The organism is Carboxylicivirga longa (assembly GCF_050589825.1).
GTDB lineage: Bacteria > Bacteroidota > Bacteroidia > Bacteroidales > Marinilabiliaceae > Carboxylicivirga > Carboxylicivirga longa.
The window spans coordinates 42,907-56,804 of the sequence record NZ_JBNGOZ010000017.1; the positions used below are offsets into that span (position 1 = coordinate 42,907).

Sequence of the window (13,898 nt, forward strand, 5' to 3'; positions counted from 1 at the left end):
ACATTAACAAATGCTCATCTTATTCTTTTTTTCAAAAATACAAATTGGCAAATTGCGACACAAACATAGCAAATTCAAATCTGCAACAAGACCACTGCTATCAATTGTAATATAATATATTAAGAATTGATAAGATTATTCCTGTGAGTTCACAGTGATACTATTTTGGCATTTTTATATATATTTTTTACGAGCATATATATTCCATCATTCATCGATGCCATATATTTTTGCATACCAACTATTAAAAAATCAGATACCATGTATAGAAAACATATTTTGACCTTTTTGATTTCAGTAATAACTTATACATATAGCTATTCACAAAAAAAAATATTGTATAAACAGATTGATTCAACTAAATTATTTATGGAAGTCTACCATCCTGAATTAATTGACACGACAAAACAATACCCGGCGATGGTTTTCTTTTTTGGAGGTGGTTGGATTAACGGTTCAATCAAACAATTTGAACCACATGCCAACCATTTTTCAAGAAGAGGTATGATTTGTTTTCTCGTTGATTATAGAGTTAACGAAAGGCAACAAACCAGCCCATTTGAGTCACTAAAAGATGCTAAATCAGCTATTAGGTATATTAAAGAACAAGCAGACAAATTTCATATTGATACTTCAAAGATTGTTGCTGCTGGGGGTTCTGCAGGAGGACATCTAGCAGCAGCTACAGCATTAATTGATAGTTATAATGAAAATACTGATAATATGTTAGTAAGCTGTGTACCTAATGCTTTGGTTCTTTTTAACCCAGTATTTGACAATGGTCCAGGTGGATATGGTTATGATAGAATTGGAGCTGCCTATAAAGAGTTTTCACCTCTTCATAACCTTAAAAAAGGAGCACCTCCAACAATTGTACTTTTAGGCACAAATGATAGATTAATACCTGTAGAAACAGCTAAGTATTATGGAAAAGTCATGAAAAAAGTTGGAAGCAAATTCGATTTGAAACTTCATGAGGGAGAAGGTCATGGATTCTTCAACTATAAAAATTTTGAATATTACAAAAAAACACTAATTGAAGCAGACAAATTTTTAGTGTCTCTTGGGTATCTAAAAGCAGAACCTATCATTAAAATAGAGTAATAACAGTTGGTAACATTTTATATAAATAATGGCAGGAAAAGCGCTAAATATTAAGGTTTGCAGCCCGCTCAAACTACGTAGCGGTTTAACAGAAACCATCAAGTAATTTGCCACTACTCATTCAATTTACTGTCATGGATAGTTACACATTGCAAGCTCCCTGTAAGCATCTTTCAAAAACCATTCCCCATTAATTTATAAGCTAATTTCAATTCTTATGAACAAGATTAAATCACTATTCGCTTTCTTAATTATTTCAACTTCAGTTTATTGCCAAACGCATTTCACTGTTGAAATTGATTACAACAACTATGGCCCTACAAGTAAATACCGTTCAGGAGTAACACACACTCAAGAAACAGCAGACCCTTGGGGAAAAGAAGCTGCTTTGGTTAGTGCCAAAAATCTTTTAGAACAAAGTTGCCACTATCAGAACCAGCATATAATGGGATGGGGAGCTGGCAATCCCTGGCCTGATTCGACCGTGACAAATTCAGATAATTGGGATTGGAATTCTTTGGACAGACGAATTAATCTTATGCGGGAAACGAACGGAGAACTCATCATAACACTTTGTGGATGCCCAACCTGGATGCATTCTCCGGAAAAAAACGGCACAACAGATTGGAATGAACTTGAAGCAGCTCCTAAGCCAGAGCGCTATAAGAAATTTGCCCATTTATGTGCCGAAGTTGCACGTCGTTATCCCGATGTTGAAAACTTTCAGGTATGGAACGAAATGAAAGGTTTTTGGAATTCAAGCCTTAATAGATGGGATTATGAAGGATACACAAAAATGTATAACCTCGTATACGATTCGTTGATGATTGTTAATCCCAACCTTAAACTGGGAGGTCCATATCCTGTTGTCTCAACATATTCAACTAAAAAGAGTTTTACATCTAATATTGGTGGTACTTATGGATGGTTCGATCAACGCCCATTAGACGTTATTACCTATTGGCTTAACAACAAAAAAGGCGGTCATTTCATATGCATTGATGGTAATACCAAAAATAAAGATGACATATGGAACACAAATGCCATTGATGCAGCAGATAAGTTTAAAGACATTAGCGATTGGATACGCACACAACCTAACGGCGGTGCTGAACTTGACATCTGGTGGAGCGAGTGGTATGCCACCCCTTCACCAAGTGATGAGGCCGACAACCCCGATGCCCTTGATGCGATCATGAGCAGCTGCCTTATTAAAACAATTCAGGCAGGTGTAGCAAATGTGTTGATATGGCAACCTGAAGGCGATGCTGATGGCTTTTCACATCCCCTCGGTATTTGGACATCAACTAAGATTAATGGAGGTGGACAAGCAACGCCTTATTACGACTCCCACAAAATCTTAAATGACTACTTTGGTTCTGGAACTGAACTCGTCAATTATACTGTTGATAAAAAGGGACTTAATTTATTAGTTTCTCGTGACGATATTTTTGTTGTCAATGAATTGAACCAATCAATTACTGTATCACTTGATCAGCACGGTGACATATCACTTCTGCCCTATGAAACAAAACTGCTAGGAAACTATACTAATATCATCAATACATACTCACACAACCAACTGCAAGTTAGCTACTCGAGCGAAAATCAGCTACTCACTATCGATTGTAAGAAACAGCGTACCCAGGCTCTCCACGTTGAGATATATACTATTAATGGACGCTTGATATTTAAAGACAGATTGAATAAACCCAATGAGCGACAATCGATAAATATAAGCCACTTAAAAAATGGTATGTATATCTACCGCATTGTAGGTGAAAACCAATCACTTCTTAATGGTAAATTCATTAAGCAATAAACATCTTACAAAATCCCAAGGCTGTCTAATTACATATTGGACAGCCTTTTTTTTACCTAAACAGCTAAATATGTATTCAATAAAACTAGCTCTACACATTAGCTTATTATTTGTATTTATTACTTCATGCCAAACCAATACTAATTATAATACGGTTGATTGGGAGGAGATAAATCCTGTTGATTGGGAAAATCCCTTGATTAGCGAGGTAAACAGAGAAGCCCCGAGGGCGCATTTTATACCTTTTGCTTCAATAGAAGAAATCGATCGTGGTAATAAATGGGCATCATCCTATTTAAAATCCTTAAACGGAAATTGGTTGTTTCATCTAGCCAAGAACCCTGCGGAACGTCCCTACTATTTTTTTAAAGACGATTTTGATTGTAGTGAGTGGAAGGTAATTAAGGTGCCGGCAAACTGGGAGATACAAGGATATGAGTACCCCATCTACACAAACATTAAATATCCCCATGAAAACACCCCGCCAGTAATCCAGAAACATTATAATCCTGTAGGTTCATATAAAAGAACTTTTAATATACCGCCAGATTGGACAGACAAGGAAGTATTCTTGCACTTTGGAGCTGCCGGATCAGCTGTTAATGTTTGGGTTAACGAACAAAAAGTGGGCTATTTCGAAGATTCAAAAACGCCATCTGAATTTAATATTTCGAAATACCTCAAGCCAGAGGAAAACTCCCTTTCGGTTGAAATATTCAAATGGAGCAACGGCTCGTACCTTGAGGACCAAGACTTCTGGCGAATGGCAGGTATAACCAGAGATGTTTACCTAATAGCTCGCAACAAACAATATATTAGGGATTTTAAAATCACCTCTGACCTTGATAATAGTTATTCAACTGGTTTTTTTAATTTGTCTGTTGAAGTTGTCGGTAAAGCAAATTCAATTATCGAAGCTCGTCTGATGGAAGGAAATTCTTTAGTTAAAAAATTCGAATCAATGTGCACGAGCGGAAATACTACATTTAATGCCCAAATAACGAATGTCAAAAAATGGACGGCTGAAACACCAAATTTATATGAACTAATCATCAGCCTTAAAGATACAAGCAATAAGGTTCTTGAAATCCTTCGTCAGGATGTTGGTTTCAGGCGCATTGAAATCAAAAATGCGAATCTACTGGTAAATGGCCAATATGTATATATCAAAGGTGTAAACCTTCATGAACATCACGATGTAAATGGGCACGTTGTTGATGAGGAAACTATGTTGAAAGACATCCGCTTAATGAAGAGTCATAATATAAATGCAGTCCGCACATCCCACTATCCCCAACCTGAGCGTTGGTATGAACTATGTAATCGGTATGGTTTATACCTGATTGATGAAGCAAATATTGAATCGCACGGAATGGGAGCCACGCACCAAGGCGATTTTAATAAAGAGAAACACATCGCCTACCTTCCCGAATGGGCAGACGCGCACATGTACCGCATCAATAATATGTACGAACGTGACAAAAACCAACCTTCGGTTATTATTTGGTCAATGGGTAACGAATGTGGGAACGGAAAGGTTTTTTTCGATGCCTACGATATGTTGAAACAAAAAGATTCTTGCCGATTAGTACAATTTGAGCAAGCCGAATCGACAGAAAACACTGACATTTACTGTCCTATGTACCCAAAACTTGAACACATGGAGAGTTATGCCCGGAAAGGGAATCTTCAACCATTTATACCATGTGAGTATGCTCATGCCATGGGCAATAGTTTAGGAAATCTCCAAGATTATTGGGATTTAATAGAATCCGAATCCATTCTCCAGGGAGGGTTTATCTGGGACTGGGTAGACCAAGGCTTACTAACAACAAATGAGGACGGGGAAAAATATTGGGCTTATGGCGGTGATTTTGGCCCCGATACTGTGCCAAGTGATGGAAATTTCTGTATTAACGGACTGGTCAATCCCGACAGAGGAATTAAACCCCATCTTTTGGAATTAAAAAAAGTTTATCAATACATCAAATTCAAGCCTGTAGATATCAAAGCTGGAAAAATAAGGATAGAAAACAATTATGCGTTCATAAACACCAAAAAATTCAGGTTCAGGTATGAATTAAAAGCTAACGGTGAGCTTTTAAAGACTGGCGAAATAAAGGGCTTGAACCTAAATCCAGGCGAGTCAAAAGAAATCGAAATTGATGTAAATAATGAACTGCTTGAGGGTTATGAATACTTTTTAAATATTTATGCCGAGCTAAAAGCCAAAGAATGGCTGGTCGATGCCGGAACTGTACTAGCGAAAGAACAATTCAAGATTGGAGGAAAACAGCATTTAAAAAAAAGATTCAGTAGTGCCATTAAACGAAAAACATCAGACAAAAAAGTCTACTTCTTCGGTGATGGGTTCACCATCACTTTTGATACCCTGAAAGGTGTGCTTTCGTCTTTTACGTATGAAAACACAGAACTAATCAATGAAGGACCGGTTCCCAATTTCTACCGCGCACCAACCGACAATGATTTTGGTAACAATATGGATAAACGCTGTGAAGTTTGGCGAGATGCAGGACGTAATCGACAAATAACATCCTTTGACATAAAAGACGCAGGAATATCATTCCGATTTAATTTAAAGGATGGCGAGCAACAATTAGGAAGCTATCAGACAGACTACACAATAAGGAACGACGGCTCAATAGAAATATTCAACACATTTACTATGGTCGACGACAATCTTCCGGAAATACCTAAAATGGGGATGAACATCGTTGTACCTCGGGAATTTGAACAAATAAGTTGGTTTGGTCGGGGGCCTCATGAATCGTATTGGGATAGGAAAACCAGTGCCTTTGTAGACTTATATTCAGGTACCGTTTCTGAACAATATTGGGCGTATATACGCCCTCAGGAAAATGGAAACAAAACAGATGTACGTTGGATGTCACTATTAAATAAACAAGGTAAAGGCCTAAAGTTTGTCGCGAACGAATTATTAAATATTTCTGTGCATCACAATACACAGGAAGACTTTGAGTCTCCAGGTCGCACCGATGGTCGTCAGATTGATGGAATGCCCGTTTTAAACAGGCACACAACCGATGTCAAACCACGCAATCTCACATCGGTTAATATCGATTACAAACAAATGGGCGTTGGTGGAGATAATAGTTGGGGAGCAAGAACTCATGAGCAATATAGGTTAAGAGGAAAAAAGTTTTCATATGGATTTACAATCATCCCTATTCAATAAAGGGGTGTTTGCATTCTATCATTGGCGGGTGCTTAAAAACAACCTGAATTCTATATAAAAACTTTTTTTCACCTAAAGCAAGGTGGTTATGTATTATCTGCAATTAAACTATAAATAATCGTTGAAATTATCCGTTTGAGATTAAAACGGATAATAACAAGGCTTCATATTTCAATACTCATGCTTTGTAAAAGCGCAACTAATTTTGTAACTCTTTAATATTTGCACTGATTTCAAAACTTGGTTCTGAAGGGAATGTTATAAGAAGTTTTTTATTGGCAATTTCTAAGTCGTGTTTTTGAGTGACATCCTTAATTCGATTCCGTAATTAACAATCTCCACTCGTAATGTTGGATTAAACTTATTCGTTAAGTCAAGCTCTGATTTAAAACGGGTATGACCAAAAAAACAAAACCCGGAGCAAGTCCGGGTTTATCTTATTTTTTTATAGTGCAGCATTACAGCTTGTGTAATGGGGCACTGTATGGTACAAATATACGATATCTATTTGTTTTTGACAAGACTAAAATGAATAGCCTATTTTGTCTTCAATGATGGACTTTAAAGATTGATTTGCTGCGCATTTATCGAATAGCATCTTGATTTCATTATCTAAGTCGGCTGCTCGATTACTAGATATTTGAGACAGAATGTAATGTACGACCTTAATGGCAGAATCCAAAGAGTGTCGGTTGTTATTATTAAAAGTAATGGCCGGATGAGCTGAAATTCCTTTGGGCAATTGTAAATCAAAAAGAACGCCACCATGTGCACATATATTCCGAATATGAACAACTGTATTCATAAGGTTTTCGAACTTTTTAACGTTTCTTACATCATACAGACCAGCGATACGTTCTTTTATTTCATTATTCTTTACGGATTTATAAATCTTAAGAATTGTACCAAAAGTAAAAAACTCTAATGTTTTCCATGCCGGTGCATATTTATCATTGATGTTGTTGCGATGGTGTAGCTTAATGGTTTTGTTATTCTTAATAAATTCTTCATTATAGTGTTGGCTAATAGCTCCAATGAAGTCGTGAGTCATTACTTCCGGGTCGATAAACCAGGTAGGAGATTTTTTGTATTTATTCGACACATAATAAACCACCTTGGTTCTAAAGTTAATTTCTATTCGATTTAAGAGCCTCATCAGGAGATTTCTCAAATCAACATCCAGATAATAAAGCGCTAATGCATCTGAGAATTTAGCTTCAGGTCTAAAGTTATGCTCACCATCAATTTCAAAAGGATTCCAATAAAAACCCAAGCGATAATAACCAATGTCAAGCAATACTTCTTTGATTTTTTCTTCGCCAAGGTCAAGGTTTAAACCTCTCTCTTTTAGTTTTCCTATCTGAACAGATGTATTTGTTGCTATAATGCCCATTTAACAAAGCTAGTCTTTTAAAATTGATTTAATGCTGAAAGATTCAATTTTCAACGTTGTAACGCTAAACTGTTGACTTTTTTGTTTGTCATACTGCAAAACAAAAAAAGCGATTATAGAAAAGTATCCTGACTTCCTATAGTCAGGGCTATCTATAATCACCTTTGTAAATATAGAATTATTATAAAAATCTTATAAACTTCGCATTTTACAATATTAAGAAGCTGGTATTTTGCGCACAACTGCACGTTTTTACAGTAAAAAAGCGTATAAAAGTTTACTTTCAAGAGATCTTTTGTAGCGAAAATGATAATAATTGGCATATATATTAGCTATAAATGCACTTCTGCTTGCTTTTTTAAACGTATACTAAGCGTTAAAATTAACCGAATAAAGCTATACGGATAATAACAAGGCTTCATATTTTAATACACGTGCTTCATAAAATCGCAACTGATTATGTAACTCTTTAATCTTTGCGCTGATTTCTATGATTTGGTTCTGAAGGGAAGTTATTAGAAGTTGTTTATTGGCAATTTTCAAATCGTGTTTTTGAATGACATCTTGAATTCTATTCCGGTAATCATCAATCTCTACTCGTAACGTTGGATTAAACTTATTTGCCAAGTCAAGCTCAGATTTTAAACGGTTATAAGCAAATTCGTTACCATTCTTCTTTTCCGTTAAATATGCGCTATTAAGAAAATTGTTATAAAGAACTAAATCCGATAAGCTCATAAGTTTCATCAATTTGGCTTTGTCACCACTTTCAATTGATAAAACTTCTTCTTCAATAATTAATATTTGCGCAGAATGCTTACTTCTATCAGCTTCCAACTGTTCTATTTGGGCATTAATAGCTTCCAGCTTAGTTTCACACTCATTGCATTTTGCAATAAGATATTGTGTGTCTAATACTCCTTCAATAACAACATCATTTTCTTGTTGTTGCGCAATATTATCTATTTGGGATAAGTCCATATTGCCGTTTTTGCGCTGTTTCTTCTTGTAGTTATAGGCAGCACGGCACTTATCGGAACAGCATACTGCATCCGAACGTTTGGGAGTGAATGATTCTCCACAATTAAGGCATGTTTTGTTATTCATGTTTAAATATTTAATCGGTTATTACTAAATCAAATTTTTCGATGAGAAGAGTAAGGTTGGGATTTTTAGCAGTTAACGCATTTAATCGTTTTTGCTCTTCTGATATTGGCTCTGTTTCTTCTTGCCACTTGTGTCGAACAAGAAAATCAGCAAGGTCTAGCCCTTTTGTAATTTCTTCTTCACTGGCATGTTTTTGCAGTAAGTCAGATACTAAAAACTTTACGTTAATAGATTTCTCAATTTCGGCAGCTTTGATAGTCCAATCTTCAACTGCATTTAAGTCTGGGTAAAGAACAACGGTTTTGCCTTTGAGCACTTTACACCTTTCTGCGCTAAAGTTTTGCATTCCACCGGTAGCTAACCATGTGAATTTAGGTAGGTAGGCACTTGCTATGATAGCGGTCTTTTCACTCTCAACAAGTGCAATGGGCTTGTTTTCTTTTAATAGATGCTCTCCAAACAGACACATCTTATAATTGAAGTCTTTAAGATTAAGCTCGGTATGAACCACCGAGAAATAGTTTTTGGGTTTTTTAGTGCGTTTGCCTGTTGTAGAATTATAAAGCATTATCTTTCCTGACCTTGCTCTTCCATTAATGTCGGTTTGCCAAAATACAGTTGCACCATTCCATTTTTTAGATGTTCCAACAAAATATTTGCTGACTAATTCAAGGACTTTTTTGTTTCCAAAAATGCTATTAAGAAAAGTCACAAAGTTATTATCGTCATATCGTTGCAAAGACGCCTTAACTGTTTCTGAGGGAATGAATGATATTCTTTCTTCAATCTTTCTAGCTGAGGGGGTGTAGTTAATGTACTTAAGGTCAGAACAAGTTCTTTTGCTCTTGTATGTATGGAGTTGAATTACTTCTCCGCAATGTTGACACGTGCCTAATCCAGTTTTCCAGTCAAGCATCATACACTTTTCCTTGCTTTTTTTACGATGTTCAGAGCATATAGGACAAGTGCTATACAGCCTACCTTCAGGAAGATTATATTGATTATATTTCTCTATTTCAAAGTTCATAACTGAGAGATATCGTGTAACAATCTGTAACAAGTGTAACACTGTTACATCTGTTACACTTGTTACAGATTGTGCCTTTTTAATACTCTTCCAACTTGCATTGCATTAGTGCCAAGTTGCTCAGCAATCTTTCGATTACTTAAGCCTGAGTTTTCCTTTTTAAGTTGAAGTATGTTTTGTTCCAGTTCTGCTCTTTCTGACTTGTCAATCTGTTTAAGGTGTTCTATTTCAGAACCAAAATCGACAAAATGGAACTCCAAAAAGTTAGTTAGCTTATTAATTTCACAGATTATAATGTTTTCTGCATCATAGATTTGTTCAGAATTACGTTGTTTAATTTGCTTGATGTAGCGCAAACTTTTGTCTTTATGACTTAACCCAATAGCAAAACTGCTATCTGTAAAATTTGATAGCATTTTACTTCCTTGGATGTCATTAACAGTTATTGGTTTCGATGAATCTCTTTTAGGTGTATGCGCTAACACTAAAATAGATAGGTCGTATTTTTTCTTAAGAGCCTTAAGGTGCTTCATTAGCGGTAAGGCATCCTTTGCTTTTTCATTGTCATTGCCCAAAAAAGTAATATTGTCAATGATTAAAATACGTGCCTCCGTTTTTAATATGGCTTTCTCTAATGATTCGTTTAAAAAGTTCTCAAACGATACATTATCCGGTAATTCCGCATCTGTATTTATCTCCACTCTCAGAAAGAGTTCGTTAAAACGATAATGGTTTGTATAATTATCCGAATATCTTACTTCAAACTGCTTGTCTGATAGCTCAAAATCAAAGTATAAAACTTTTTGTTGCAAAGCTTCCAGCTTAAAACCTCTTATAGGCATGCCTTTTGAAATACTATTAGCAATTTGAACAGCTAAAATGCTTTTACCTAAGTTGGTGTCAGCAAACAATATGCACAATTCACTTTCGTGCCAAAATTCAGAAAAAAGCATTTTAGGTATTGGCCTGTTCTTGGCTTCATCAATCCACTTATTGGCTGATTTTACAATGAATAGCCCCTGAACTGCTTCTGCATCCTCAACTAGCTGTGATTGTTTTAATACATCTTGCTTTATAGCATCAAGGGATATTGAGTTGTTATCTTCCATCCGAATCACCTCCCTTCCTGATGTTCAAATAGTCCAGTGCACTGTCTGCCAACTCATCATTTGTCTTAACCCTGCCTGAGTTGATATATTCAAGAAGTGCTTCTCGTGAAAAATAAAGACGTTTACCTTTCTTCATATGCGGCAATTCGCCCCGACTGACTTTTGAGTAGACAGTTGGTTTTTCTAAAAGGAGAACTTCGCAAGCTTCGTCAATATTTAAAAGCTTGTCTTGAGGTTCGCACTTGCCAGTGTTTAATAATGGAGCTACTTGATTGGCAAGCTGGTTCGCTACTTGGTTGGCAATAGCTTTAGCAATGTTATTGATAAAAACATTGGTAGCTTGATTAACGGTTTCGTTTGTTTCTTTTTGTTGTAACGTGGAATTATCCATAAGTCTGTTTTTAAAATTCGAAACAAACTTATGGTTGGTTTGCACTGTGTATTGTGCTGTGTAAATACATGGATTTTTACATGTTGATAATGTGGTAGTTAAGATTTTAGGATTTTATGTATCTTATTAAATCCTTGTCTTCTGTCAATTCAATTAGTTTTTCTCTATAATCAGAACCAAATGAATTATTAATTACTTTTTCACTTACACCATAAAACTCCTTAAATGCTCTATAGAAACCCTGTCCATTTTTAACTGGGTATTTGTCTTCTGCGAATTGCTTTATGAATTTATAATCAAACTGGTCATTCACATTTAAAGGGAAAGCTATTTCAAAACCTGCATTGATTTTAAATATGTGCAATAAGGCGTACCATTTTGCAGGTATTTTTTTTATTTCATGAGCTTCTTTGGTTTGTTTAAAAAACGGAGCAATCTTATCAATAAAGATTTCTTCTTTCTCAAACCACTCTAACAAATAATCGATGTATTCATGTTTTTGGTATTTAGTTCTGCTCACCTGCGCTCTTATCTCAGTTTTTCGATTGTTAAGTATAATCTCCAACTTGTGTTTTTCAATGTTATCGATTTTACCATCCTCATATAATGATAAAGTATTAATGCTTCCTAGAATTGACATAGTTAGCTGTGACAAATACCTAAAAAAGGTTTTGGGAGAATAAAAGTTGATATGAAACTCGTTCAAATCTTTGTAATACAATACTTCATTGTTTTTTATGATAGGAAGGTCGTTTTGATACTTTTTCTTTAAGTGTTTAAACATATCTAGTTCGAAAGGAAAGATTTCTACCCACCCCTGATATATTTCATTCAATTCATTAATTATTTCATCAAGCTTTTTTATTTTAGTCTCTGTATCAGTCATTAAAATCCATCATTTTATTAGCTATATCTCTTTTCTGGTCATCGGCAAAACCAGCAAAATATGCCTTTGTCGTTTTAATATCGGTATGTCCAAGTGATTCTTGCGCAAGCTCCATTCCAGCACCTTTCCTAATGAGGTTTGTTGCAAAGGAGTGTCTGGCAATTTTACTATTAATTTTAATATCTAATTCAAGACTTTGCGCATATTTTTTCATGTGCTGACTAATAAAACGGTTGAAATTATTAACCGCTCTGTCCGTCTCCGCTTGACTGAATCCTTGGGATAATATTGGGAATAAGTATGTTTCGCTGTTGATTTTCTTATTTCCATATTTTTTAATTACCTCTTTCGTGAAAGGATTAAGATAAATTATAATTGGTTTGTGTTCTACATCAGTGTCTTTGATTTTATTTCGGTAATAATAGAAAGTGTCTTCGTCAATAAAATCTTTGTATTTAATATTGGCAATATCTTTAACATTCATGCCATTGCATGCGTAGGAAAAAAACCAAAAAGCTTTAGCTTTCTCTTGTTCCTCTGTTTGGGGTTGTCCTTTCATTAAGGATTTTAGTTCTTCTTCCGAAAGGGCTGTCTTTACCTTTTTTGAAGTTGGTATTTGATATTTTCCTTTTCCAAACGGATAAATCTCCTGTTTTATAACTCCATCGGAAATAGCGCTATTGAAAATAGCCTTTAGATTTCGCAAATACATGCCAATAGATGTGCGGCTTCGTCCTAACGATTCCATATGGAATTGATAATCTTTTAACCATTGTACAGTTATTGTTTTGAAGTGCAGGGTATCTGTACTCGAAAATTGAATAAGTGATTTTAAACTGTATTCATAGCTCGTTGCTGTGGTTAATTTATTGTTGTGGTTGTAATTATCAATTGCAGCTTTGTAGTATTCGTTAACAGTGCGTTTAACCTGAACCTTGTTGGGAGATATTAGTAATTCAAAGTCCTCAAAAGTAAACTCATCCAATGAATCCGCTTTTTCATAGGTAGCTGTTTCAAGTCCCTTTAAAAGTATTTTATAGTCCTTCCATTTGCCTCGTGGCTTGTCAATGTTCCATATTAGGTCGAATTCATCCTGAGTGAATTCAAACTTAGTTGGGTATAACTTTTGCTTTCGGGGATGAGCAGTAAACACCCTTAATTTAACCGGATATTTTCCATTCTTCTTCTCTCTGCGAGTGTCCAGATAAATGGATATTTGGTAATCTCTATTGATATTAGCCATGTGATAATTTGCATACTATTTGCATACTAAACTACAAAAAAACAATAAAATTCACAAAATTACACAAAGAGCAAAATGTTTATTAATCTTATAGACAGTGCATTACAAATTAATGCAAATCATCACAAATCAATATTATTTGACTGGCAGTCAAAAGGTCAGCGGTTCGATTCCGCTATTCTCCACATTGAAGATAAAGGCGTTCGGGAGCTTCCATCCTGGGCGCTTTTTTTTATTTGTATACCTAATTTCAACTTTCCTGTTTATTAGATTTGGTATATCGCTAGTTTTCGGTTACGCAGAATTTCTTTATTCTCAATACGGAGATTCATCTCTATACTCTCGTTTATTTCTGTGTTGATATCATTTTTCCAGATTGGTAATTATATCGTTAGTTAATTCAGTGTTTGTATAAACAATTGAATCATCAACGTAATAAAATGAATCACCTTTAAGTTTGCTGTTCTTGTGTTTGGCAATAATGGACATACAAATAGTTCCAAAAAATTAGGTCTGAGGAAGTCCTTGTCGTACGCCTATATTATAGGAAGAATTAACATTGGGACCATTTAAGCAATCCTTATCTTCTTTTATTGTAG

General features: G+C 35.2%; 10 protein-coding genes. 3 read left to right on the top strand and 7 right to left on the bottom strand.

What is annotated here, in order from left to right; translation table 11 throughout:
- Nucleotides 1-261: 261 nt before the first annotated feature.
- From ACRD7A_RS14285 to lacZ, 3 genes are all read left to right on the top strand, one after another.
- A complete protein-coding gene (locus ACRD7A_RS14285) occupies nucleotides 262-1,104 on the top strand; it encodes an alpha/beta hydrolase (protein WP_430811872.1) in 843 nt (280 codons plus the stop codon).
- 217 nt (nucleotides 1,105-1,321) lie between these two features.
- Nucleotides 1,322-2,926, top strand: a complete 1,605-nt coding sequence (locus ACRD7A_RS14290) for a T9SS type A sorting domain-containing protein (RefSeq protein ID WP_430811871.1) — start codon at nucleotides 1,322-1,324, stop codon at nucleotides 2,924-2,926.
- Between the two features lie 70 nt (nucleotides 2,927-2,996).
- A complete protein-coding gene (gene lacZ, locus ACRD7A_RS14295; RefSeq protein WP_430811870.1) occupies nucleotides 2,997-6,143 on the top strand; it encodes a beta-galactosidase, LacZ type in 3,147 nt (1,048 codons plus the stop codon).
- Nucleotides 6,144-6,666: 523 nt separating this feature from the next.
- Here lacZ and ACRD7A_RS14300 read toward each other — a convergent pair.
- The 7 genes from ACRD7A_RS14300 to ACRD7A_RS14330 form a co-directional block, all read right to left on the bottom strand.
- Entirely contained in the window at nucleotides 6,667-7,536 is an 870-nt protein-coding gene (locus ACRD7A_RS14300) for an Abi family protein (protein WP_430811869.1), read from the bottom strand.
- 396 nt (nucleotides 7,537-7,932) lie between these two features.
- Entirely contained in the window at nucleotides 7,933-8,643 is a 711-nt protein-coding gene (locus ACRD7A_RS14305; RefSeq protein ID WP_430811868.1) for a hypothetical protein, read from the bottom strand.
- Nucleotides 8,644-8,653: 10 nt separating this feature from the next.
- Nucleotides 8,654-9,670 carry a DUF6371 domain-containing protein gene (locus ACRD7A_RS14310; protein ID WP_430811867.1) on the bottom strand — a complete coding sequence of 339 codons (1,017 nt, stop codon included), beginning with the start codon at nucleotides 9,668-9,670 and terminating at the stop codon, nucleotides 8,654-8,656.
- 62 nt (nucleotides 9,671-9,732) lie between these two features.
- Nucleotides 9,733-10,779, bottom strand: coding sequence for an AAA family ATPase (locus tag ACRD7A_RS14315; protein ID WP_430811866.1), 1,047 nt, complete (start codon nucleotides 10,777-10,779; stop codon nucleotides 9,733-9,735).
- The gene (locus tag ACRD7A_RS14320) at nucleotides 10,769-11,170 is read right to left on the bottom strand and encodes a helix-turn-helix domain-containing protein (RefSeq protein WP_430811865.1); all 402 of its coding nucleotides are present in this window, start codon (nucleotides 11,168-11,170) and stop codon (nucleotides 10,769-10,771) included. Before ACRD7A_RS14320 ends, ACRD7A_RS14315 begins: the two co-directional genes overlap by 11 nt.
- Nucleotides 11,171-11,276: 106 nt before the next feature.
- Entirely contained in the window at nucleotides 11,277-12,056 is a 780-nt protein-coding gene (locus tag ACRD7A_RS14325) for a hypothetical protein (RefSeq protein ID WP_430811864.1), read from the bottom strand.
- Entirely contained in the window at nucleotides 12,049-13,299 is a 1,251-nt protein-coding gene (locus ACRD7A_RS14330) for a tyrosine-type recombinase/integrase (RefSeq protein ID WP_430811863.1), read from the bottom strand. The genes ACRD7A_RS14325 and ACRD7A_RS14330 overlap by 8 nt, the downstream gene beginning before the upstream one ends.
- Nucleotides 13,300-13,898: the final 599 nt, after the last annotated feature.

Bases quoted from the DNA above. Each gene is read 5' to 3' on its own strand.
- ACRD7A_RS14330 (WP_430811863.1), bottom strand. From the start codon at position 13,299: ATGGCTAATATCAATAGAGATTACCAAATATCCATTTATCTGGACACT.
- lacZ (WP_430811870.1), top strand. From the start codon at position 2,997: ATGTATTCAATAAAACTAGCTCTACACATTAGCTTATTATTTGTATTT.
- ACRD7A_RS14325 (WP_430811864.1), bottom strand. From the start codon at position 12,056: ATGACTGATACAGAGACTAAAATAAAAAAGCTTGATGAAATAATTAAT.
- ACRD7A_RS14305 (WP_430811868.1), bottom strand. From the start codon at position 8,643: ATGAATAACAAAACATGCCTTAATTGTGGAGAATCATTCACTCCCAAA.
- ACRD7A_RS14320 (WP_430811865.1), bottom strand. From the start codon at position 11,170: ATGGATAATTCCACGTTACAACAAAAAGAAACAAACGAAACCGTTAAT.
- ACRD7A_RS14300 (WP_430811869.1), bottom strand. From the start codon at position 7,536: ATGGGCATTATAGCAACAAATACATCTGTTCAGATAGGAAAACTAAAA.
- ACRD7A_RS14310 (WP_430811867.1), bottom strand. From the start codon at position 9,670: ATGAACTTTGAAATAGAGAAATATAATCAATATAATCTTCCTGAAGGT.
- ACRD7A_RS14290 (WP_430811871.1), top strand. From the start codon at position 1,322: ATGAACAAGATTAAATCACTATTCGCTTTCTTAATTATTTCAACTTCA.
- ACRD7A_RS14285 (WP_430811872.1), top strand. From the start codon at position 262: ATGTATAGAAAACATATTTTGACCTTTTTGATTTCAGTAATAACTTAT.
- ACRD7A_RS14315 (WP_430811866.1), bottom strand. From the start codon at position 10,779: ATGGAAGATAACAACTCAATATCCCTTGATGCTATAAAGCAAGATGTA.